Source organism: Tenacibaculum geojense (assembly GCF_042676005.1).
Lineage (GTDB): Bacteria > Bacteroidota > Bacteroidia > Flavobacteriales > Flavobacteriaceae > Polaribacter > Polaribacter geojense.
This window is the reverse complement of record NZ_JBHTJR010000050.1, coordinates 55441-77732: the sequence shown is the minus strand read 5'-3', so window position 1 is coordinate 77732 and position 22292 is coordinate 55441. Positions and strand designations below refer to the sequence as shown.

At 31.2% G+C, this 22292-nt stretch carries 21 protein-coding genes; 10 read left to right on the top strand and 11 right to left on the bottom strand.

Annotated elements, in window-relative coordinates; translation table 11 throughout:
- Window positions 1-2 precede the first annotated feature (2 nt).
- Window positions 3-2492 (top strand): PIG-L family deacetylase, encoded by a 2490-nt coding sequence (locus ACFQ1U_RS10535; RefSeq protein ID WP_386108110.1) that lies wholly within the window; start codon window positions 3-5, stop codon window positions 2490-2492.
- A gap of 50 nt (window positions 2493-2542) precedes the next feature.
- Here ACFQ1U_RS10535 and ACFQ1U_RS10530 read toward each other — a convergent pair whose 3' ends face one another.
- From ACFQ1U_RS10530 to ACFQ1U_RS10510, 5 genes are all read right to left on the bottom strand, one after another.
- Window positions 2543-4153, bottom strand: a complete 1611-nt coding sequence (locus ACFQ1U_RS10530) for a class I SAM-dependent methyltransferase (protein ID WP_386108108.1) — start codon at window positions 4151-4153, stop codon at window positions 2543-2545.
- 64 nt (window positions 4154-4217) lie between these two features.
- A complete protein-coding gene (locus ACFQ1U_RS10525) occupies window positions 4218-4760 on the bottom strand; it encodes an NUDIX hydrolase (RefSeq protein WP_386108106.1) in 543 nt (180 codons plus the stop codon).
- Window positions 4761-4807: 47 nt separating this feature from the next.
- A complete protein-coding gene (locus ACFQ1U_RS10520; RefSeq protein WP_386108104.1) occupies window positions 4808-5899 on the bottom strand; it encodes a M42 family metallopeptidase in 1092 nt (363 codons plus the stop codon).
- Window positions 5900-5901: 2 nt separating this feature from the next.
- Complete coding sequence (locus tag ACFQ1U_RS10515; protein WP_386108102.1) at window positions 5902-6741, bottom strand: lysophospholipid acyltransferase family protein; 840 nt, start codon at window positions 6739-6741, stop codon at window positions 5902-5904.
- Between the two features lie 37 nt (window positions 6742-6778).
- Window positions 6779-7411 (bottom strand): NUDIX hydrolase, encoded by a 633-nt coding sequence (locus ACFQ1U_RS10510; RefSeq protein WP_386108100.1) that lies wholly within the window; start codon window positions 7409-7411, stop codon window positions 6779-6781.
- Between the two features lie 89 nt (window positions 7412-7500).
- On the opposite strand from ACFQ1U_RS10510, the gene ACFQ1U_RS10505 reads away from it, so the two are divergent.
- Entirely contained in the window at window positions 7501-7779 is a 279-nt protein-coding gene (locus ACFQ1U_RS10505; protein WP_386108098.1) for a hypothetical protein, read from the top strand.
- Between the two features lie 45 nt (window positions 7780-7824).
- On the opposite strand, the gene ACFQ1U_RS10500 is transcribed toward ACFQ1U_RS10505, so the two are convergent.
- Together ACFQ1U_RS10500 and ACFQ1U_RS10495 are read right to left on the bottom strand one after the other, a co-directional pair.
- Window positions 7825-8130: a DUF6787 family protein gene (locus tag ACFQ1U_RS10500; RefSeq protein ID WP_386108096.1), complete on the bottom strand. Its 306-nt coding sequence runs from the start codon at window positions 8128-8130 to the stop codon at window positions 7825-7827.
- A 71-nt stretch (window positions 8131-8201) separates the two neighbouring features.
- Complete coding sequence (locus ACFQ1U_RS10495; protein ID WP_386108094.1) at window positions 8202-8843, bottom strand: DUF937 domain-containing protein; 642 nt, start codon at window positions 8841-8843, stop codon at window positions 8202-8204.
- A 162-nt stretch (window positions 8844-9005) separates the two neighbouring features.
- Between ACFQ1U_RS10495 and ACFQ1U_RS10490 the strand changes: the two genes are divergently transcribed.
- Both ACFQ1U_RS10490 and ACFQ1U_RS10485 read left to right on the top strand, forming a co-directional pair.
- Window positions 9006-10334 (top strand): dicarboxylate/amino acid:cation symporter, encoded by a 1329-nt coding sequence (locus ACFQ1U_RS10490; protein ID WP_386108092.1) that lies wholly within the window; start codon window positions 9006-9008, stop codon window positions 10332-10334.
- Between the two features lies 1 nt (window position 10335).
- Window positions 10336-11193, top strand: coding sequence for a sulfurtransferase (locus ACFQ1U_RS10485; RefSeq protein WP_386108089.1), 858 nt, complete (start codon window positions 10336-10338; stop codon window positions 11191-11193).
- Here ACFQ1U_RS10485 and ACFQ1U_RS10480 read toward each other — a convergent pair.
- Window positions 11180-11827, bottom strand: a complete 648-nt coding sequence (locus ACFQ1U_RS10480; RefSeq protein ID WP_386108087.1) for an HAD family hydrolase — start codon at window positions 11825-11827, stop codon at window positions 11180-11182. The two genes, ACFQ1U_RS10485 and ACFQ1U_RS10480, sit on opposite strands and share 14 nt — an antisense overlap.
- Window positions 11828-11829: 2 nt before the next feature.
- On the bottom strand, window positions 11830-12246 hold the full coding sequence (locus tag ACFQ1U_RS10475) for a thiol-disulfide oxidoreductase DCC family protein (protein ID WP_386108085.1): 417 nt from the start codon (window positions 12244-12246) through the stop codon (window positions 11830-11832).
- Window positions 12247-12406: 160 nt separating this feature from the next.
- Here ACFQ1U_RS10475 and ACFQ1U_RS10470 point away from each other — a divergent pair, with 160 nt between their 5' ends.
- From ACFQ1U_RS10470 to ACFQ1U_RS10450, 5 genes are all read left to right on the top strand, one after another.
- Window positions 12407-13114 (top strand): ABC transporter ATP-binding protein, encoded by a 708-nt coding sequence (locus ACFQ1U_RS10470; protein WP_386108083.1) that lies wholly within the window; start codon window positions 12407-12409, stop codon window positions 13112-13114.
- Window positions 13115-13116: 2 nt separating this feature from the next.
- A complete protein-coding gene (locus ACFQ1U_RS10465; protein WP_386108081.1) occupies window positions 13117-14346 on the top strand; it encodes an ABC transporter permease in 1230 nt (409 codons plus the stop codon).
- 2 nt (window positions 14347-14348) lie between these two features.
- Window positions 14349-15587, top strand: a complete 1239-nt coding sequence (locus tag ACFQ1U_RS10460) for an ABC transporter permease (protein ID WP_386108079.1) — start codon at window positions 14349-14351, stop codon at window positions 15585-15587.
- A gap of 33 nt (window positions 15588-15620) precedes the next feature.
- Window positions 15621-16727: an efflux RND transporter periplasmic adaptor subunit gene (locus ACFQ1U_RS10455; RefSeq protein ID WP_386108077.1), complete on the top strand. Its 1107-nt coding sequence runs from the start codon at window positions 15621-15623 to the stop codon at window positions 16725-16727.
- A 167-nt stretch (window positions 16728-16894) separates the two neighbouring features.
- A complete protein-coding gene (locus tag ACFQ1U_RS10450) occupies window positions 16895-19456 on the top strand; it encodes a DUF6923 family protein (RefSeq protein ID WP_386108075.1) in 2562 nt (853 codons plus the stop codon).
- A 71-nt stretch (window positions 19457-19527) separates the two neighbouring features.
- Here the strand turns inward: ACFQ1U_RS10450 and ACFQ1U_RS10445 are convergent, their stop codons facing one another.
- The gene (locus ACFQ1U_RS10445; protein ID WP_386108073.1) at window positions 19528-20415 is read right to left on the bottom strand and encodes a 3-hydroxybutyryl-CoA dehydrogenase; all 888 of its coding nucleotides are present in this window, start codon (window positions 20413-20415) and stop codon (window positions 19528-19530) included.
- A gap of 130 nt (window positions 20416-20545) precedes the next feature.
- Window positions 20546-21505: a Gfo/Idh/MocA family protein gene (locus tag ACFQ1U_RS10440; RefSeq protein WP_386108071.1), complete on the bottom strand. Its 960-nt coding sequence runs from the start codon at window positions 21503-21505 to the stop codon at window positions 20546-20548.
- Window positions 21506-21631: 126 nt separating this feature from the next.
- On the opposite strand from ACFQ1U_RS10440, the gene ACFQ1U_RS10435 reads away from it, so the two are divergent.
- Complete coding sequence (locus ACFQ1U_RS10435; protein WP_386108069.1) at window positions 21632-22273, top strand: protein-L-isoaspartate(D-aspartate) O-methyltransferase; 642 nt, start codon at window positions 21632-21634, stop codon at window positions 22271-22273.
- Window positions 22274-22292: the final 19 nt, after the last annotated feature.

The window sequence follows — 22292 nt, the reverse complement described above, 5'->3', positions numbered from 1 at the left end:
TTATGAAGTTAAAAACTCTTGTTTTTCTTTCGTTGTTAACTTTTGTTACTAAAGTAACGGCTCAAAAGCCACAAAAGTTAACCTCTAATCAAATTTACGAGCAATTACAAAAGCTTAATTTTTTAGGATCCGCATTATATATTGCGGCACATCCAGATGACGAAAATACTCGTTTAATTGCATATTTAGCTAATAATGTAAATGCACGTACAGCATACTTGTCATTAACTCGTGGAGATGGTGGGCAAAATTTAATCGGCCCAGAAATGAGAGAGCTTTTAGGGGTAATTAGAACTCAAGAATTATTAGCAGCAAGAGGCGTAGATGGAGGACAGCAAATGTTTTCGAGAGCTAATGATTTTGGATATTCTAAGCATCCAGATGAAACGTTAGAAATTTGGCAGAAAGACAAAGTTTTAGCAGATGTAGTTTGGGCAATTAGAAAATTTAAACCAGATGTAATTATCAATAGGTTTGATCATAGAACACCTGGGAGAACACATGGGCATCATACTTCATCAGCAATGTTAAGTATGGAAGCTTTTGATTTGGTTAATGATAAAACAAAATATCCAGAACAATTACAGTTTACGGATGTTTGGCAACCTAAACGTTTATTTTTTAACACCTCTTGGTGGTTTTATGGTAGTCAAGAAGCATTTGATAAAGCAGATAAAAGTAAAATGTTAACTATGGATGTTGGAGTTTATTATCCATTAAAAGGGTTATCTAATAATGAGTTAGCGTCAATAGCAAGTAGTCAACATTTATGTCAGGGATTTGGAAGGTTAACTACTAGAGGAAGTCAACCAGAATATGTTGAATTTTTAAAAGGTGATTTCCCAAAAGATAAAAAGGATATATTTTCTGGAATTAATACTACTTGGAATAGAGTAGAAGGAGGAGGAGAAATTGGTGATATTTTATACGATATTGAAGAAAACTTTAATTTTGTAAATCCAGCCAAACATTTACCGTCTTTATTAAAAGCTTATACATTAATTACAGAGTTAAAAGATGAACATTGGAAAAACATCAAGTTAAAAGAAATAACTCGTATAATAGAAGCTTGTGCTGGTTTGTATATAGAAGCAACGGCAAATACAGCTAATTTTACACCATATGAAAATGTAACTGTAGCTGTAGAGGCCTTGAATAGAAGTAATGCTTCGATTCAAATTCAAATAGTGAATTACAAAAATCATAAAAAGATTGAGAAAGATTTGGACTTAGCTCCAAATCAAAAAACAGTCTTTAAAGAAAGTTTTGCTATTAAAAACACTAGCTATTCAGATCCGTATTGGTTGCAAAAACCTTGGGATTTAGGAATGTACCGCGTAGATAATCAGCAGTTAATTGGAACACCAGAAAGTAAAAGACCTCTTCAGGTTGAATTTACGGTTGTTATTGAAAATCAACCTGTAAAATTAATAAAAGATGTGGTGTACCGATATTCAAAAGGTGATGTAGGAGAAATATATGAACCTTTAGAAGTGCTACCAAAAGTAACAACAAAGCTTACCAATAAAGTTGTTATTTTTTCTGACAACAAACCACAGAAAGTAACAGTAGATGTTAGATCTGGAATTAAAAATATTACAGGAACAGTAAGTTTAGAAGTTCCAAAAGGTTGGGAAGTATCACCAGCAAATATTCCTTTTAATATTCAAGAAAAAGCTGACAAAAGAAGCGTTAGTTTTATGGTAACTCCACCAGGAAATCAATCTGAAGGAAAAATTAAAGCGATAGCAACTATTGATGGTAAAAAATACGATAAAGAATTAATACAAATTAATTATTCACACATCCCTAAGCAATCAGTTTTATTACCTTCAGAAGCAAAAGTTGTTCGCTTGGATATTAAAAAGAATGGAAGTACCATTGGTTACATTCAAGGTTCTGGAGATGCCGTGCCCGAAAGTTTACGACAAATAGGTTATAAAGTAACCGAAATTTTACCCCAAAATATTACAGCTACTAGCCTTAGTCAATTTGATGCTATAGTTGTTGGAATAAGAGCATATAATACTAAAGATGAATTACAGTTTAAGCAAAAACATTTATTAGAATATGTGAAAAATGGAGGTAATTTAGTGGTACAATATAATACTAGCAGAAGAGTAGATGTTAAAGCACCGTATAATTTAGAACTTTCGAGAGATAGGGTTACTGATGAAAATGCTAAAGTTACCTTATTAGCTAAAGATCATAGTGTTTTAAATTACCCAAATAAAATTACTAATGAAGATTTTAATGGGTGGGTTCAAGAGAGAGGTTTGTACTTTCCTAATAAATGGAGCAAAGAATATACACCAATCTTAGCTATGAATGATAAAAACGAAACTTCTAAAGAAGGTAGTTTATTAGTAGCGAAATATGGCAAAGGAAATTATATTTATACAGGTTTAAGCTTTTTTAGAGAATTACCAGCAGGTGTACCAGGAGCTTATAAATTATTTACGAATCTTTTATCTGTAAAAAAATCAGAATAAAATTTAGATTTAAAACAAAAAAACTCGAGAATTTCTCGAGTTTTTTTGTTTTATACAGGCTTAAATAAGTTAATAGACACAGTTGCTAAATCTGAATTTGGAAACTTTCGAAAGCTATTTTCGGTAGAAATCAAACCAATATTCTCCATTGCTTTCATATATTCATCAATTTCAATTATATATTGATCAGAGTATCCGTGAGTTGCATCATAAGCCGTAGCTGCTGTTTTTCCAATATTTTTTGCAACTAAATTAGGTGCTACAGTATGAAGTTCAATTAATAATAAACCGAATTTATTGATGTATGGTTTCCATTTGTTAAAATGTTCTTGTAAAGAAGCGATTACTAAATTATTATTAAGTCTTTTTCCTTTAAACGCATAAGCACCACTGGCTTTTGTGTTTAAAATAGTGGTTATTTTTGGAGTTTCCCAAATTCTGTTATGATCTAAAAAGGTTCTTACATTTAACAAATCATTTAATTGAATTCCATATTTGTTTTTTAAATCAGTACTTAAAGCTTCTGGATTTCCAATATCTCCCCAAATTACTTTAGCCCAAATTTCTGATTGTACAAGATTTTTTCGTGTAATTTTTAAAGCTGCTTCATTATAATCAACACCAATTAATAATAATGGATAGTCCTCGAGCATTTTACCCCGTAATGTTTGATTTTCAATGATATTAAAGAGATGTTTTAAAAAAGCTCCATTTCCGCAACCTACATCCATAATTCCTTTGGGTTGTTCATTAATAGGTTTATTAAAAAGATTGATGATTATTTCATCTATAACTTTAAAATACGCTGTGTGAGCTCCTCCGCTTCCCCAAACATTCATTTCTCTATCTACATGTATTTCGGTGTTATTAGCATCATTTATGGTAAATATTTTAGGATTTCCAAAAAGTAACTTATCTAATTTTCTTAACGTTGGAATATAAGATACAGTTACTCCGTAAGCACTTGCTCTTCTAGCAAAAAACAACCCAGTATGTGTAAATTCATAAGAGTCATTGTTTTTTGTAAACCATTTTAAATCTGTTAAAATATCAAGGAGTCTAGAAAAATTATCGGGATCACTATGAAATTCTTCTGCTTTAAATTTAGTTTGCATAAAGTATTTATGGAACATTCCATTCATACCTAAAAGCACTAAAGTTGGACCAACGATTATTCCTTCTATATGAGTAAGAATTTGTTGTAAAATTTCATTCTCTTCAACTGAAGTTACACTAGCATTAAATTTATTTTGTAGGTTTTTATATAAACTTTCTAGTTTTAAAAAAGGCGTGACTTCAAACTTGCGACTGCTATAGTTTTCCGAAAACTTTAATAATAAAGCTGCTTCTTCATAAATAGGAAAAAACTTAAAGGCTTTAGCAGAATTTTGATTGATGCTAAAATGTACTGTATTATTTTTGTTATCTACTTTTTGAGTTAACCAACCTTGCGAACACAGTGTTCTTAGCGCTACATTTAAATACCCATCATTAGCTTTAAAATGAAGAGCGAGATCTTTTAATTGTGCTTTTTCATGAGTTAATAAATACTCTGTAACTCCATGTTTATATAATTCGTAAGCAGCAGGACAAGTTACTATTCCGTCTAAATGTTTAAATAAACGACTTCTAAGTACAGATTTCTCTTCTTTAGTTAGCATATAGTTGTTATTTATGTACTATTATGAACTTAAATTTACAACTAAATATTTAATTAATATGTACTTAGCTTAGGTGTTGCATTATTTTATTGTAAACAGATTGATAATAATTTTTAAATTGAGGTAATAAAACATTGGTATGTTTTTCTGTTTCAAGTAAAATAGATAAATCGAATAGTTTAATAGCTTCAACTTCTTCTTCTTGAATTACTAGGGAAGAAATGTTTTGAGTAAGTTCAGCAATATAAACATGGTGAAATTCATTATCAATAATTCCATTATTATGTTTTACCATATGCTTTCTTGTTCCAATTTTATGTAGATCATTGGTTGTTATTTTATAACCAATTTCTTCAAAAATTTCTCTAATGGCAGCTTTTTCAATTTGTTCTCCAGCAGCAATATGGCCGGCTACAGAAATATCCCATAAACCAGGGAAAACTTTTTTAGTTAACGCTCTTTTTTGAAGTAAAACTTGATGGTTTTTAGTGTATAACCAAATGTGAATGGTAGGATGAAAGTATCCAAATTTATGAGCAATAGATTTTAAGCAGGTTTCTCCAGTAAAGTTTCCATGCTCGTCTAGAATATCAATAAGTTCGTCCATTTATAAAAAAACGTCATTACCATAAGAGTAATGACGTTGAAGTATTTTTATTCAAAGTAAGAGAATGTTTCTCCTTCTTTAATTTTTAATAATGTTTCGTAAATCATTTTAATAACATTTTCAACGTCTTCACGATGAACCATTTCTACAGTAGTATGCATGTAACGTAAAGGTAATGATATTAAAGCAGAAGCGACACCGCCATTACTGTAAGCAAAAGCATCTGTATCTGTTCCAGTTGCTCTAGATAAAGCTGAGCGTTGGAATGGAATTTCTTTTTCTTCAGCAGTTTCTGTAATTAAATCACGTAGCTTTTGTTGAACAGCTGGAGCGTAGGCTACTACAGGACCTTTTCCAATTTCTAAATGTCCAGATTTTTTCATATTAATCATTGGGGTAGTAGTGTCATGAGTAACATCAGTAACTATGGCAACATTAGGTTTTATAGTTTCTGTAATCATTTGTGCTCCTCGCAAACCTATTTCTTCTTGTACAGAGTTAGTTATGTATAAACCAAAAGGTAATTCTTTGTTATTTTCTTTTAACAAACGAGCTACTTCAGCAATCATAAAACCACCCATTCTGTTATCTAAGGCTCTACAAACAAACTTATTTTCATTTAAAACATGAAATTCATCAGGGTAGGTTATCACGCATCCAACATGAACTCCTAATTCTTCAACTTCTTCTTTTGTAGCACAACCTACATCAATAAAAATGTTATCTGGTTTTGGTGCTTCTTCTTTAGCCCTGTTTCTTGTGTGTATAGCTGGCCAGCCAAATACACCTTTAACAATACCATTTTTAGTATGAATGTTAACTACTTTACTAGGTGCTATTTGGTGATCGCTACCACCATTTCTGATAACATAAATTAGTCCATTATCAGAAATGTAATTTACGTACCATGAAATTTCATCAGCGTGCCCCTCTATAACTACTTTGTAAGGAGCGTCCGGATTGATAACTCCTACCGCAGATCCATATGTATCTGTTATAAAAGTATCAACATATGGCTTTAAATAGTCCATCCATATTTTTTGCCCTTCCCACTCATAACCAGTTGGAGCTGCATTGTTTAGGTATTTTTCTAAAAATTCTAAAGACTTTTTATTTAGTATTGAATTTTCTTGCGCCATAATTAATATGATTTGTTTTTTTCTTTCTTTTTATTATCTGGTCCCCAAAAGCTTCTACTTTCAATAAACTCTTCCTGTTCTGCTAATTGCTCTGGAGTTAATACTTTTAAAAATGAAGGATGTTGTTCAATTGCATATTCTATTTTTTCAACAATATCTGCAACAGACTCGTTATCGTAGTCAATCTCTAACGGTTCTTTTATAACCATAGATTGTAAAACGTTACGTTTTTTAATCATTAATCCTTTCTTATCAAAAGATCTTCTAAAACCATCAATTACAATGGGAACTACTAATGGTTTGTATGTTTTAATAATATGAGCAGTTCCTCTTCTAATAGGTTTAAATGGCGTAGTGGTGCCTTGCGGAAAGGTTATTACCCAACCATCATCCAAAGCTTTACCAATATTAGAAATATCACTCATTTTTACTTGTCGGTTAACATCTTGACCAGCACTTCTCCAGGTTCTTTCAACAGAAACTGAACCTGCATAAGCAAACAATCTTGGTAAAAAGCCAGATCGCATAGTCTCACCAGCAGCAACAAAATAGATGTTTAATTTTGGTTTCCATAAATAGCCTACATTTTTAATATTATCATCTCTTCCTTTTAATGAGGCATTAAACACATGAAACATAGCAGCAACATCTGCAAAATAAGTTTGATGATTTGAAATAAAAAGTACGTTTTGGTCAGGTAATTGTCGAATTATGTCAGAACCTTCAATTTGTAAGTTGTTGAAACTACGATATCTGCTATGAGAAATCAATCCCATAACCTGAATTATAATTCTTTTTAAAAATAAATAATGACCGAATGGGTTCCTTTTAAATAAAGGCATATGTATTTGGTTTATGTTAAACAAAAGTACAAAAAGTTTAATGTACTTCCTTAAGCAGGTCTTTAATTTCTGATAGAATCATAGCAGTTGCTCCCCAAACAATGTGAGAATTAAACGTAAAACAAGGCACATCAATTTTATCCATATACGATGTTTTCATGGATACTGATGATAAGTTACTATCGTTAATTAAATCTTCTGCAAGAACTTCTATAAGTTCTGAAACCTCATGATTTGGTTTGAATTTAGGTCTTGTTTCAGAAAAGCCCATAAAAGGTGTAACCATAAAATTACTCGGAGGTATATATGTAGGAGATAAAGATCTAATAATAGTAACGTTATTATTCCTTAAACCAATTTCTTCTTCTGCTTCACGTAAGGCCGTTTCTTTCAAAGTCTCATTAGGTTCTGTTTTACCACCAGGAAAGCTAATTTGAGCAGAATGTGTACCATTATAACTAGCTCTTTGAGTTAAAAGAAAACGAGTTTGTTTGTGAGCATCTGGATAAAAAAGAGCTAAAACAGATGCCTCTCTTGGGTTGGCTGCTTTTATTTTTTCTTCAGAAATTTTAATGCGTAATTCAGGTACTAACTTAAATTGAGAGACTCTGCCCCCTAATTTTGTGTTAGTTAACGTTGAAATATGTGCTGTAAATTCAGAAAAATTCATAAATTATAAGTAATTTTTATAGTATAGCTAAAATACTTAATTTTTGGCGTAGATTTTGATTATTGTTAGTTACAAATATCCTAATTAATATGAATGTAGAAGAAAAATATAAAAAATTAATATTAAGTTTATTGTTTGATGCTATTGGTTTTATTCCATTTTTAGATGTAGTTTGGGCGCCAGCATCCGCTTATTTAATGACTAAAATGTATAAAGGTAAAAAAGGTAAAATTGCAGCTGTTTTTTCATTTATTGAAGAAGCAATGCCGTTTTTAGATGTAATTCCAACATTTACAATTATGTGGATATACACCTATGTTTTTAGTAGTGATACAGCAGAAAAAGTAAAGAGAACAATAGAAATTTAATAAAACAACAATATCAATTATAAAACACGCTTTGTTGGCGTGTTTTTATTTTTTAAATAGAAAACCTAAACCTATTAATTTTAAAAACTTCTTTTCAAATTCCCAAAAAAAGTTAAACTTACCAAATAACCAACCTACAATTGGAAGCGTAGTTTGATATATAGGAAAAACAAGGAGTATTCGTAATGGATAATATAACCATGGATTCATTGTTTCAGGAGATAATCCAAAAAAAGCTGTAATTGGTTTCGCCACCCAAGCAGAAAACGAGCCGTTAATAGCAAATACAATAAGTACTGCAGTAAGGTCCCAATTTGAGGTTAAGCCCCACTTTTGTTTTAATTTTTCCATGTAACAAAAATATCGAAAAGAAAAAGGGCAAACAAAAGTTTACCCTTTTAAATTTATTATGTTAATGGAATTTATTTTTTACCAAAAAGACCACCTAATAAGCCACCTAATAAACCTCCAGACTTTTTAGAACCACTATTCAAAACCATACCTGCTACATCATCAATAACACTACCGTCACCGTCTGCATCTAAAATTTTCTCTAAAAAGCTTTGATCTTGAGAAGCGCTATTGCCGCCTAATAATCCACCTAGTAAACCTCCTAAATCACCAGCACCATTTACATTGCTTTGACGAGTTTGTTTCCCTAAAACGCCCATTAAAATAGGAGCAGCAACTTTTAAAATATCACCAACAGCACCAGCATCCATTCCAGCTTTTTGACCAATTACTTGTTGAACGCCTTGTTTTTTAGCTCCTAAAACATGACCTAAAATTTTATCTCCATCATTCACAACATCAGCATTTACACCGCCACCAAATAAATCACCTAAATTGTCTAAAATACCGCCATCATGTTTGTTTAAAGCTCCCATTAAACCTTCAGCACCTTCTGGAGTAGCTGCATTACGTTGCATCGCTTTCATTAAAACAGGTAACGCCATGGTTAAAACACTTCCAGTTTTATTACTATCTTGACCAGTAGAACCAGCTATACCGTTAACAATAGTTTGTCCCATTGGGCTGTTTAGTAAGTCTAAAATTCCTTCCATTTTCTTGATTTTTTGTAGATTATTAAATGTTATTCAATATTAAGACCCAATATACAAAAATAAAGTCACAGCTATTTTCAATTTTCTAATTCTTGAAAATTATCAACATTTCATATTGATTTTCTATCTTTACGCTCGATCTTTTAAATTTAAAATTATTTCATGAAGAAATTAGCACTACACATACAGATATTATTAGGTATGGTTGCAGGTTTATTATTTGGTTTTATAGCCTTGCAACTTGGTTGGGAAAGTTTTGTAACTAATTGGATTAAACCACTAGGTACCATATTTGTAAATTTATTAAAATTAATAGCTGTACCGCTAATTGTTGCTTCATTAATTAAAGGTATTTCTGACTTAAAAGATATATCTAAGTTTAAAAACATTGGTGTAAGAACCATTTTAATTTACATAGGAACTACAATTGTAGCTATTACTTTAGGGTTGTTATTAGTAAATATTTTACAACCTGGTGATGGAATTTCATCAGAAACTGTAGATAAATTAACAAATACGTATGCAAAAAGTTCTGGAGTTACTTCTAAAGTAGCAGAGGCTTCTAAACAAACTCAAAGTGGACCATTAAAGTTTTTAGTAGACATGGTTCCTGATAACGCTTTAAAAGCAATGAGTGATAATACAGCAATGTTACAAGTAATCTTTTTTACTATATTTTTTGGAATATCTATGTTGTTAATAGGTGAGAAAAGCGCAAAACCTCTTAAAAAGTTTTTTGATAGCTTAAACGACGTTGTTTTAAAAATGGTAGATTTAATAATGTTAATATCACCTTATGCAGTATTTGCTCTATTAGCAAATGTAGTGGTTACTTCTGGTGATCCAGACATATTATTAGCTTTATTAAAGTATGTAGGTACAGTTGTGTTAGGATTGTTATTAATGGTTGCTTTTTACTGTTTATTAGTAAGTATTTTTACCAAAAAGAATCCTATTTGGTTTTTAAAACAATTAAGTCCGGCTCAATTATTAGCTTTTTCTACTAGTTCAAGTGCAGCAACTTTACCAGTTACTATTGAGAGAGTAGAGGAGCATATTGGTGTAGATAAAGAGGTGTCTAGTTTTGTATTACCTGTAGGGGCAACAATTAATATGGATGGTACAAGTTTATATCAAGCAGTAGCAGCAGTATTTGCAATGCAAGTTTTATGGCCAGAAGGATTAAGTTTTTCTAATCAAATATCCATTGTATTAACGGCTCTTTTAGCATCTATAGGTAGCGCTGCTGTTCCAGGTGCAGGAATGGTTATGCTAGTAATTGTATTAGAATCTATTGGTTTTCCTAAAGAATTATACCCTGTAGCATTGGCTCTAATTTTTGCGGTAGATAGGCCTTTGGATATGTTACGAACAACTATTAATGTTACTGGAGATGCAACGGTATCTATGTTGGTAGCAAAATCTGTAGGAAAATTAAAAGATAATCCACAATCTAAAGAGTGGGATGATCATTATAAAAAAGTAAAATAATATGAAGTCTATGGTGTCTAAATTAGTAATTAATACTCCATTAGTTGATACAAATTGGTTGAATAAACATATAGAGTCTAACAATTTAGTTATTTTAGATGCAACATTGCCAAAAGCTACAAGTATAGATAAAATAAAAAAAGAGCATATTCCAAATGCTCTTTTTTTTGATATTAAAAATGAATTTTCAGATTTATCTTCTCAATTTCCAAATACGTTATTACCTGAAAAAGATTTTGAAGCTAAAGTTAGAAAATTAGGAATAAACAATAACAGTGCTATTGTTGTTTATGATGCTTGGGGATTATACTCTGCCGCAAGAGTGTGGTGGTTATTTACATTATGTGGTTTCAAAAATATAGCTGTTTTAGATGGAGGGTTGCCCAAATGGAAAAAAGATGGTTATCCAACAGTATCAAGTGTTAATAAAGCTAAAGATTTAGGAAATTTTACCGTAAAATACAATAGTAATTTAGTTGCTTTTACAGCAGATGTTGAAAAAGCAATTAATGAAAGTGTTTGTATTGTTGATGCTCGTCCTACTGATCGTTTTTCTGGCCAAAAAGCAGAGCCTAGACCAGGGTTACGAAGCGGTCATATTCCATCATCTAAAAATATACCTTATACAACTTTATTAAAACCAGACGGGACATTGTTAGATAAAGATCAGTTGATTGTTATTTTTAAAACAATTAATCCGCAAGAATTACCTTACATTTTTACTTGTGGGTCTGGTGTAACAGCTTGTATTTTAGCATTAGCTACTAAAGTAGCAGGCTTATATACTGAATTTTCTATTTATGATGGCTCTTGGACAGAATGGGGAAGTACAGATAGGCTTCCTGTTAATAAATTTTAAGTTCAGAGTAGCTATCAATTACCATGTCTGCATTAGCTAGCGTTTGGTTTGTAACAACAGGATTGTTGTATGCTACTACAAAAATTCCAGCGTCGTTCGCTGCTTTAATTCCATTGTCAGAGTCTTCAATAACAATACAGTTTTCTCTTTGATGTTCACCCAATTCAGCTGCTTTTTCAAAAATTTCTGGATGAGGTTTGGAAGCTTTTAAATCTGCTCCACTAATTTTAGCTTTAAAATATTGATTTAAGTTAAAACGATTAAAAACTCTATCAATATTCACCATTGAAGATGAAGACGCTAATACAAGTGTTTTACCAGTTTTATAAAAGTATTGAATAATATCTTCAACACCATCAATCAATTTTAAATTTGGATCCGATTCAAAATAAGTTACATAACGACTTCTTTTGTTTAAAACTAATTCCTCGGGGTTTTCATCAATGTTAAAATGTTGCACTAATTTTTGAAAAGCATTAATGGTAGAAGAGCCTGTTAAAGATTTGTACAAATCAGGACTTACATCTAAGTTTAATTCATTAAAAACTTCATAATAAGCTTTTTTGTGTAATTCTTCAGAATCTATTATAACACCATCCATGTCAAAAATTACACATTGTAAATTAGCAATCATATTTAGGGTAAAAATTTAGATTTTAAATTAGGAGTTGGTAACATACATTCTTTTTTTTTACCAAACCATTTGTACCTGTTTTTAGCAATAAAATCATAAATAAAATCTCTAAAACTTGTAGGAAATATCCATAAAGCATGAGTTAATTTCCAAGCACCAGAAAAACTATTCATAATTTTAATGGCAGCAGATGATTTTATGTAATAAGCAATACTTGGAATGTATAAAATAATAGAGTCTACTTTTTCTGTATCTATTTTTAAATGCTGTAAAATTTGTTTCCCGGTTTCAGATTGAAGTGAAGTAAATACATACTGATTTTTTGTGTCATATTTAATAACTGTTTGCACTGCGTTATTGCATAAATTACAAACACCATCAAACAAAATTATTTTTTTTTCAGTAGGAAAATCGGTCATTTCAAACGATTCGGTAAAATTTTATTCAAAAATACAATAAGTTTTTGTAACAAATTTCAAAAAGCAGCGTCTTGTGTGTAAGATTGTTTATCGATTTATAATGATTTTAATTAAATCTGTAGAAATCAATAACTATCTTAGTCTAAAATTAACTAACTAAATGATTAAAATAGAAAACTTACACAAATCATACCCAATAGGTAAAGATTCACTACATGTACTTAAAGGGTTAGATTTACATATTAAAGAAGGGGAATTTGTTTCTATTATGGGGTCATCTGGTTCAGGTAAATCTACATTATTAAATATTGTTGGTTTATTAGATACTCATGATGAAGGGAATTACTTTTTAAATGGTCAGTTAATTCATAATTTAAATGAAAAAAAAGCAGCCATTTTAAGAAACAAATTTTTAGGATTTGTTTTTCAATCTTTCAATTTAATTTCTTACAAAACAGCATTAGAAAACGTAGCATTGCCTTTGTATTACAAAGGTATGGGAAGAAAAGAACGTTTAAAAATTGCACAAGAATACTTAGAAAAAGTTGAATTAGGTCCGTGGGCAAATCATTTACCAAATGAGTTATCTGGTGGTCAAAAACAACGTGTTGCCATTGCAAGAGCTTTAGCAACTAGACCTAAAGTTATATTAGCTGATGAACCTACAGGTGCTTTAGATTCAAAAACAACAGATTCTGTAATGGATTTGTTGAAAGGAATTAACGATGAAGGTATGACAGTTTTTGTAATTACTCACGAAGAAGAGGTAGCTGAACAAACAAATAGAATAGTTCGATTAAAAGATGGTGTTATTATTAGTGATGAGCTAACTGCGTCTGGTAAAGAAAAAGCAACATTAAAAGTATAGTTATGTTTGACTTAGATTCTTGGAGAGAAATATTTCAAAGTATAAATAAAAACAAGTTACGTTCCGTTTTATCTGGGTTTACTGTAGCTTTTGCTATTCTTTTATTCACCCTATTATTTGGTGTTGTAAATGGTTTACAAAACTTTTTTACACAAGCTTTTGTAGATGATGCTAATAACTCAATGTTTGTAAGAGTATGGAAAACAACAAAACCTTACAAAGGATTACAAACAGGAAGGCAAATACAGCTAAAAAATAAAGATTATGATTACGTAGCTGATAAATACGATACTAAAATTCAATATTTAACAGCACGTATTTATAAAAATGTAAACATAGCATATAAAAATAAACAAGATAATTATAGTTTACGAGCCGTACATCCAGATCATCAATTTTTAGAAAAAACAATGATTGATGAAGGTAGGTATATTAATGAGCTAGATATTCAGCAGAAATCAAAAGTTATTGTTATCGGTAGATTGGTAAAATCAGATTTATTTGGTGAAAGACCTGCGCTAGGGAAACAAGTAAATGTTAACGGAATATCTTATAAAGTAATTGGTATTTTCTCTGATGATGGAGGAGATAATGAAGAGCGGCTAACTTACATGCCCGTTTCAACTGCACAACAATTATATGGTAACAATGATTATATCAGTCAAATTAATATTGGTTACAACCCTAATCTAAACTTAGATCAGGCGATTGCCTTTGGAAATCGATTAGAAAGAGATTTACGCCAGCAATTAGACATACACCCAGATGATCAAAGTGCGTTGTCTATTCAAAATATGGCGGAAGCAAATAAAGGAGTTGGACAATTAACGGGGGCTTTATTTTGGATAGTAATTTTGGTTGGTTCAGGAACTTTAATAGCTGGAGTTATAGGAATTAGTAACATCATGATTTTTTCTATTAAAGAAAGAACAAAAGAATTAGGAATTCGTAAAGCATTAGGAGCAAAGCCTTCATCAATAATTTCAATGGTTGTTAGAGAATCTTTATTGGTTACGGGAATTTCAGGATATATTGGTTTGTTAATAGGGACCTTTATTTTAGATCAAATAGGAGATGGTTTAGAAGATTATTTTATTTACAATCCAAGTGTAAGTACAGGCTTAGTTATAGGCGCTACAATTACATTGATATTAGCCGGATTAATTGCTGGATATCTACCAGCAAAAAGAGCAGCCCAAATTAAACCTATTGTAGCATTAAGAGCCGATTAATTATGTTAAAATTTATATTTGATTCAGACACCTGGCAAGAAATTTACGGAGGAATTCGAAAGAATAAGCTACGTACTATTATTACTATTATTGGTGTACTTTGGGGAATTTTTCTATTAGTAGTTCTTTTAGGTGCTGCGCGTGGAATGGAAAACAATTTCAAAAATATTTTTGGAGATTTTGCTACAAACAGTGTTTTTATCTGGTCACAACGAACAGAAAAACCTTTTAAAGGATTTCAAAAGGGGAAAATGGTCCAAATTACCACTGATGACATTCGAATATTGAAAGAAGAATTTGAAGAAATTAAGTATTTAGCACCGCGAAGTCAAACAAGTGGAAATGTTATTAAAGGTTTTAAGTCAGGTAATTACAATGTTAGTGGTGATTACCCTGTTTTAGATCAAGTTCAAAAAAAGGATTTAATCTACGGTAGATTTATTAATGACAATGACATAGAAAACAAATCTAAAGTAATTGTTATTGATGAAGAAATGTACAAGCAATTGTATGAAAAAGATGAATATCCAATTGGTCAATACGTTATCATCAATAATGTAAATTACAAGGTTGTTGGAGTTTATAAAAAAGGCAATATTAACTTTGGAGATGACTCTTACATACCATTTACAACGTTTCAGCAAGTTTATAACCGAGGAAACAGAATTAATTGGATGATGGTTACGGCACATGACGGAGTAGATATTAACCAGTTTGAAAGTGATTTAAAATTAGCACTTAAAAATTTACATAAAGTACACCCTGAAGATAACCGTGCTTTTGGAAGTTTTAATATGGGGAAAGAAATTGGTAAAGTAACGGGCTTTTTAACAGGAATGCAGTTTTTAACTTGGTTTGTAGGTATAGCAACATTAATAGCAGGTGTTTTTGCTATTGGTAATATATTATTAATAACCGTAAAAGAACGAACTAAAGAAATTGGAATACGAAGAGCTTTGGGTGCCACTCCTATAGAAATACGAAAGCAAGTAGTATTAGAATCGGTATTCTTAACAACTGTTGCTGGAATGATAGGTATTGTATTGGGAGGAGCCGTTTTGTTTTTAATTGATACGTTATTTGGTTCAGGTCCAGATCCTACATTATTAAATCCAACAGTAAATATACCAATAGTGCTATTAGCCTTTTTTATATTAGTAGTTTTAGGAACATTAATAGGATTAATTCCTGCTTACATGGCTACTTTAATAAAACCAATAGAAGCATTAAGAGAAGAATAAAAATAGATTAATCAGACTTTATAAATAAATACAATGAGTAAAAGAGCAAAAATTATATTAATAGTTGTAGCTGTTCTGTTTGGAGCAGTATTAATTTGGTTTGCCAAGAAAAACAAGAAAAACGTAATTGCTTACGATACAGAAAAACCATTTAAAACAACCATCGTTAAAAAAACAGTAGCAACAGGTAAAGTTGTTCCTTTAGAAGAAGTTGAAATTAAACCTCAAATTGCAGGTATTGTAGATAAAGTTATTGCAGAAGAAGGGCAAATAGTAAAAGCAGGTGATTTATTAGCTACCATTAGAGTAGTACCAAATGAGCAATCTTTACAAAGTGCACGTGGTAGAATTAACTCTGTTAAAGTACAATTAGAAAATGCAAAAACTCAGTTTGAAAGAAATAAAGCATTATTTGAAAATGGAGTAATTTCTAGCCAACAGTTTGAAGCATCAGAATTGTCATACAATCAAGCTAAAACTGATTTGCAAAATGCACAAAACGATTATCAAATAATTAAAAAAGGTTCTGCAGGTTCTTCTGAAGCGAATACCAATATTAGAGCAACTGCATCAGGAATGGTTGTAGAAATTCCTGTTAAAAAAGGATATCAAGTAATTCAAGCCAATAGTTTTAACGCAGGTACTACTATTGCTACCATTGCAGACATGAATAAAATGATCTTTGAAGGTAAGGTAGATGAATCAGAAGTTGGAAAACTTGTTAAAGGAACAGATTTACAGGTTTCTTTAGGAGCCATAGAAAACAAAAAGTTCCCAGCAAAATTAAACTTTATAGCACCTAAAGGTACTGAAGAAGGAGGGGCTGTTCAGTTTAAAATTAAAGCAGATGTAACTCTTGATGATAACTATTTTATTAGAGCAGGTTACTCTGCCAATGCAGATATTGTTTTAGAGAAAAAAGATAGTGTTTTAGCTATTAAAGAAGCATTATTACGTTTTGACAAAAAAACAGAAAAGCCTTATGTTGAGGTTAAAAACGGTGAAGATTTTGAAAAGAAAGAATTAGAATTAGGAATTTCAGACGGAGTTAATATTGAGGTGTTAGAAGGGGTAACTGCTGACGATGAAATTAAAGTTTGGAATAAAGCATCTAAAGAAAAAAAAGAAAACAAAAACTAATACAGTAAAGTAAGATTATATTATTTAAGGAACTCGAAAGAGTTCCTTTTTTGTTTATCGAAACATTAATACCGTTTATCGAAGAATTACATCGGTATAACTATTAAAAAACTCTAAGGTGAGCATTCGCAGTATTTTAGCAAAGAATAATACCCAAAACTTGTTTAATGATGAAAAATTACCTTAAAAGTTTACTAGTGCTATTGCTTGTAAACTTCGCAGCCACAAAAATTGTAGCACAAAACTCTCCATTCAATTGCGTTGAGGAAGCCTACTTATTTCAAAATAACGATGTTTATTCACAAAATTTAGCTTCAGGTAATGCTGTGTTAGACGGAATAAATATAACTCCCGCAAACATTAATGGAGTAGGTTATAATAGTGTAGATGGTTACATTTGGGGCTCTTTAAAGTCACCAGCTAATACTTTAGTTAGAATTGGAGCTAACTATCAGGTAGATACCTATACAGTTGCAAATGCACCATTTTCTTATGTTGGAGATGTACACCCAAATGGTACTTATTATCTTAAAAGTGGAGGTGATGGTTTTTATAAAGTTGATTTAGATCCAGCATCCCCAACTTATTTAACAAATATAGGAACAGGAACTTTGTCTAGGAGCATTAATTGTCATGATTGGGCTTTTAATGCAGCAGATAATATGTTATACACTGTAGAAAAGGGTACTAACTTATTGTGTAAAATAGATCCTGCAACAGGTGTTGTCCAAGAAATTGGTATTGTACCTATTTTATCAGGTTTAAATTATACCTATGGTGCAGTATATTTCGATGTTGATGGTAATTTTTACGTATCTGCAAATCAAACAGGTACGGTATATATAGTTAGGCAAGTTCAAAATTTAGGAATAGGTTCAATTATTTCATCAAATTTATTTGCATACGGACCTTCTAGTTCTAGTAATGACGGTGCTAGATGTCCAACCGCTCCTGTACCACAAGAAGATTGTACAAATGGAGTAGATGATGATGGTGATGGTCTTGTAGACTGTGACGATCCTTCTTGTTCAGGAGTAGCGGTTTGTCCTGTTTTTTCAGCAACCTCTAGTGGAAATGATGGTGGGTTAGAGAGTAATAACAGGTTGTCACAACAAATTAGTTATAGAAATTTTTCAAGAGTTAAAAATAATTACAAGTTTAGTTCATTAACAGCAAGAAGAGTTGTTAAACCTCAAAATTATGCTGCAAGATCAAGCAACATGACCTTATGGGATTTTATTCCAATGGATGTGTTAGAAAACGCGCAGGCTGTAGAAAGTTCTCCGTCAGATTTAGTAGATATAACCAATGCTGTTGATGTAGTATCTGTTGATTACGTAAGAGATGGCGCTAGTATTGGTACTTTGTTAGCTTTACAAACAGAAAGCTCTGTGTATGAACACACAAAACATATATGTGATCGTTTTACTGGAGCTGAATTATTATCGGTTTCTAACATGGAAATTAATGAAAACATCTTTTTAAAATCTGTAGTTAAAAAACCAGATGGTTCACAAGAATTTGTTGCAAGTTTTTCTGCAAGATTATTGCCGGATAATAATTTTTCTGTAGAATCTCATTGGAATTTAGACAAATTTACTCAAGATTCAGGGTTTTACAACTTTCAAATATGGGCAAGTACTATTGATGATTTATACAAGTTAGCAGAAGAAGTTTTACGTTTGGTAGAAGTACAAAAACCAATTACGTCATACAATACCTCTGAAGCACCTCCTGTTTTTGTTAGAAAAGTTGAATATAATCAAGGTGAGGTTCATTTAGATATCGTAAATATATTTAGTAATGTTTCTACTACTTTAGAAGGATATAAAAGAAATACAGAAACTGGTTCGGAGGAGTTTGTATCTCAGCAAATAGAATTAAATGAATACTTAAATCATGTTACTTTTGATGCAGGTGCATTATATGACTTTGGATTCCGATTAAGTAATCAGTATGACATGACGCCAGACGATGTTTTTGTGTCAGATGGTACTTGGGGCTTAGATTATAGTTCACAACCGTATGTTAGTAACTTTAACGTATCTCAAAACGCTACAAATTTTGACCCAGATGTTTATGGAGTAGAAAGAAATTTTGCAATAGAAACTTCGAGTAATCAAGATATTTCTGTGTACAGATCATTAACACCTAAGTTTAGTGGCGTAGATTTATCATCACATGATGCTATTTCATTTAATGCCAAAGGTACTGGTAAATTAAAAGTAATGTTAGTTAAAGAAAGCATTGAGGCATGGGAAAATCAAATGTATACTATTGTTGATTTAACTGAGAATAGTCAAAACTTCATTATTAATAAAAATGATTTTGTAAATGCCAATGAAATAAATGATGTAAAAATGATATTTTTTACACTTGTAGCTGAAAGTAATCAAACAGTAAATAAAACTCTTGAGGTTACAGATGTTTTGTTTAGAAGTTCAGCAACTGCTGGAGTAGAAGAGGAGCAATTAGTTAACAATAAGGTGACTGTAAGTCCAAACCCAATGGCATCATCTGCTAGCTTCAGTTTTAACTCAGATACTAAATCGGTTTACAATTTTGAAGTTTATGATTTATTTGGTAAACGTGTATTTAAACAAAGTTTTGAAGGTGTAGCAGGAAGAAATTCATATAGTTTTAATAAACGTAATTTATCATCTGGTATGTACTTTTTTAGTATTCAATCTAGTAACAAACAAATGAAAGGAAAGTTCCTAATTAAATAGAAATACAAACAGTTTTTAAGAAAAAAAGGAACTCGAAAGAGTTCCTTTTTTTTTAAGTTATAAGAAGAAAATTAACTAAACATGTTAGCCACTTTTTCAGCTTTTCTACTTTCAGAGTAATCGTAAAAACCTTCTCCAGATTTTACACCTAATTTTCCTGCTGTAACCATGTTTACTAATAACGGGCAAGGTGCATATTTTGGGTTTTTAAACCCTTCATACATTACGTTTAAAATAGATAAACAAACATCTAAACCAATAAAATCTGCTAATTGTAAAGGTCCCATAGGATGAGCCATACCTAGTTTCATAACTGTATCAATTTCTTTTACACCAGCTACGCCGTTGTATAAAGTTTCAATACTTTCATTAATCATTGGCATTAAAATTCTGTTAGCAACAAATCCAGGGTAATCATTTACTTCAACAGGTACTTTATTAATTTTTTCAGTTAAATCAACAATAAAGTCATTAACTTCATCAGAAGTATTATAACCTCTAATAATTTCAACTAGCTTCATAATTGGCACCGGATTCATAAAGTGCATACCAATTATCTTTTCAGGTCTGTTAGTTACTGCTGCAATTTGAGTAATAGAAATTGATGAGGTGTTGGTAGCTAAAATTGTATCTTCAGCACAAACTTCATCTAATTGTTTAAAAATTTTAAGTTTTAAATCAATATTTTCAGTAGCAGCTTCCACCACTAAGCCAGCATATTGAACACCAGTTTTAATATCGGTGTGTTTCGTAATATTATTTAAGGTGTTTTGTTTGTCTTGTTCACTAATTTTTTCTTTAGCTACCATTCTGTCTAAGTTTTTAGCAATAGTTGCTACACCTTTTTCTAAGGCAGCTTCAGAAATATCAATTAATTGAACATTGTAACCAAATTGAGCAAAAGTATGTGCAATACCATTCCCCATTGTTCCTGCACCAATTACGGCAATATTTTTCATAATAAAAGTATATATAATTTTGGGCGTTCCCCTTCGGGGCGGGCTTTTGTTACTCGCTTTTTGTAACGTAAACTAAACAAAAGAGCTCATACAAATAACGCAATCCCTAACGCAATAATTAGTTAATAATTTAAAAACAGTCTATAATTTGTTGTGCTACTCGTAATGCTTCAGTGCCTTGGCGTAAAGATACTATTGGAGTAGTATTGTTTTGAATAGCATCTGCAAATGACTCTAATTCATCTAAAATAGCATTGTTGGCTGTAATTTTAGGGTTTTCAAAATAAATTTGCTTTTTTATGCCTTCTGCATTTTGTAAAATCATAGCAAACTCATCTGGATTTTCTGGAGCGTCTTTCATTTTAACAACTTCAGATTTTTTTTCTAAGAAATCTACTGAGATATATGCATCTTTTTGAAAAAAGCGAGACTTTCGCATGTTTTTCATAGATATTCTGCTAGATGTTAAGTTGGCTACACATCCGTTTTCAAATTCAATTCTAGCATTAGCAATATCAGGAGTTTCAGATATAACAGACACTCCACTAGCATGTACATTTTTAACTTTAGATTTTACTACAGACAAAATAATATCAATGTCATGTATCATTAAATCTAAAACTACCGGTACATCTGTACCTCTTGGGTTAAACTCTGCAAGTCTATGAGTTTCTATAAACATTGGTGTGTCAATCATATTTTTAACAGCTGTGAAAGCTGGATTAAAACGTTCTACATGTCCAACTTGACCGCGAACGTGATTTTGACTCGCTAATGTTCTAATTGCTTCTGCTTCTTGAACGGTTGTGGTTATTGGTTTTTCAATAAAAATATGTCTTCCTTTCTCAATTGCTTGTTTTGCACACTCAAAATGAGAAAGTGTTGGCGTAACAATATCAACAATATCTACGGCATCTATTAATTCATCAATAGATTTAAAAAGTGTATAACCAAACTCTTCGGCTACTTTTTGAGCGTTTTCAGTAAAAGGATCATAAAATCCTACTAATTCATATTTATCTGATTGTTGTAATAAACGCAAATGAATTTTTCCTAAATGACCAGCACCCAGAACCCCAGCTTTTAACATATGTAATTAAGTTATTAGTTTTTAGTTGATTATTGTTTTTTGGTTATCAACGCAAACAAAGATACACTTTTATAGATTTTTTTTGGCAATAATTACTACTTTTAGCTTGCTGAAAATGTAGGATTCGTGAGAGATACAACCAAACACCAAGGACTTAGAAATCAGTTAGCAAACGTATTACAAGCAAAGGGAATTACTGATGAAAATGTATTAAATGCCGTAAGAAAAATTCCACGTCATTTGTTTATTGATAGTAGTTTTGTAGATCATGCGTATCAAGATAAAGCATTTCCTATTGCTGCCAATCAAACCATATCACATCCATATACAGTAGCGTTTCAATCAGAAGTTTTGGCAGTTAAACCTGGAGAAAAGGTTTTAGAAATTGGTACAGGCTCTGGGTATCAAACTGCTGTTTTGTTAGAGTTAAAAGCACAGGTTTATACCATAGAAAGACAGCATGAGTTGTTTAAAAAAACATCATTGTTTTTACCTAAAATAGGATACAGACCTAAACGTTTTATTTTTGGTGATGGTTATAAAGGGTTGCCAGAACAAGCTCCTTTTGATAAAATTATAGTAACTGCAGGCGCTCCTTATGTTCCAAACCCACTATTAGCACAATTAAAAATAGGTGGTAAGTTATTAATTCCTGTAGGGGATGGAGAACAGGTTATGACTTTATTTATAAGAAAATCAGCAAAAGAATTTGAAAAGCACGAGCTAGGTGATTTTAGATTTGTACCGATGTTGGAAGAAAAGAATTAAATGTTTATCATAAAACAAT

Excerpts from the sequence above, each read along its gene's own strand:
- ACFQ1U_RS10535 (WP_386108110.1), top strand. The coding sequence starts at position 3 with ATGAAGTTAAAAACTCTTGTTTTTCTTTCGTTGTTAACTTTTGTTACT.
- ACFQ1U_RS10530 (WP_386108108.1), bottom strand. The coding sequence starts at position 4,153 with ATGCTAACTAAAGAAGAGAAATCTGTACTTAGAAGTCGTTTATTTAAA.
- ACFQ1U_RS10525 (WP_386108106.1), bottom strand. The coding sequence starts at position 4,760 with ATGGACGAACTTATTGATATTCTAGACGAGCATGGAAACTTTACTGGA.
- ACFQ1U_RS10520 (WP_386108104.1), bottom strand. The coding sequence starts at position 5,899 with ATGGCGCAAGAAAATTCAATACTAAATAAAAAGTCTTTAGAATTTTTA.
- ACFQ1U_RS10515 (WP_386108102.1), bottom strand. The coding sequence starts at position 6,741 with ATGCCTTTATTTAAAAGGAACCCATTCGGTCATTATTTATTTTTAAAA.
- ACFQ1U_RS10510 (WP_386108100.1), bottom strand. The coding sequence starts at position 7,411 with ATGAATTTTTCTGAATTTACAGCACATATTTCAACGTTAACTAACACA.
- ACFQ1U_RS10505 (WP_386108098.1), top strand. The coding sequence starts at position 7,501 with ATGAATGTAGAAGAAAAATATAAAAAATTAATATTAAGTTTATTGTTT.
- ACFQ1U_RS10500 (WP_386108096.1), bottom strand. The coding sequence starts at position 8,130 with ATGGAAAAATTAAAACAAAAGTGGGGCTTAACCTCAAATTGGGACCTT.
- ACFQ1U_RS10495 (WP_386108094.1), bottom strand. The coding sequence starts at position 8,843 with ATGGAAGGAATTTTAGACTTACTAAACAGCCCAATGGGACAAACTATT.
- ACFQ1U_RS10490 (WP_386108092.1), top strand. The coding sequence starts at position 9,006 with ATGAAGAAATTAGCACTACACATACAGATATTATTAGGTATGGTTGCA.
- ACFQ1U_RS10485 (WP_386108089.1), top strand. The coding sequence starts at position 10,336 with ATGAAGTCTATGGTGTCTAAATTAGTAATTAATACTCCATTAGTTGAT.
- ACFQ1U_RS10480 (WP_386108087.1), bottom strand. The coding sequence starts at position 11,827 with ATGATTGCTAATTTACAATGTGTAATTTTTGACATGGATGGTGTTATA.
- ACFQ1U_RS10475 (WP_386108085.1), bottom strand. The coding sequence starts at position 12,246 with ATGACCGATTTTCCTACTGAAAAAAAAATAATTTTGTTTGATGGTGTT.
- ACFQ1U_RS10470 (WP_386108083.1), top strand. The coding sequence starts at position 12,407 with ATGATTAAAATAGAAAACTTACACAAATCATACCCAATAGGTAAAGAT.
- ACFQ1U_RS10465 (WP_386108081.1), top strand. The coding sequence starts at position 13,117 with ATGTTTGACTTAGATTCTTGGAGAGAAATATTTCAAAGTATAAATAAA.
- ACFQ1U_RS10460 (WP_386108079.1), top strand. The coding sequence starts at position 14,349 with ATGTTAAAATTTATATTTGATTCAGACACCTGGCAAGAAATTTACGGA.
- ACFQ1U_RS10455 (WP_386108077.1), top strand. The coding sequence starts at position 15,621 with ATGAGTAAAAGAGCAAAAATTATATTAATAGTTGTAGCTGTTCTGTTT.
- ACFQ1U_RS10450 (WP_386108075.1), top strand. The coding sequence starts at position 16,895 with ATGATGAAAAATTACCTTAAAAGTTTACTAGTGCTATTGCTTGTAAAC.
- ACFQ1U_RS10445 (WP_386108073.1), bottom strand. The coding sequence starts at position 20,415 with ATGAAAAATATTGCCGTAATTGGTGCAGGAACAATGGGGAATGGTATT.
- ACFQ1U_RS10440 (WP_386108071.1), bottom strand. The coding sequence starts at position 21,505 with ATGTTAAAAGCTGGGGTTCTGGGTGCTGGTCATTTAGGAAAAATTCAT.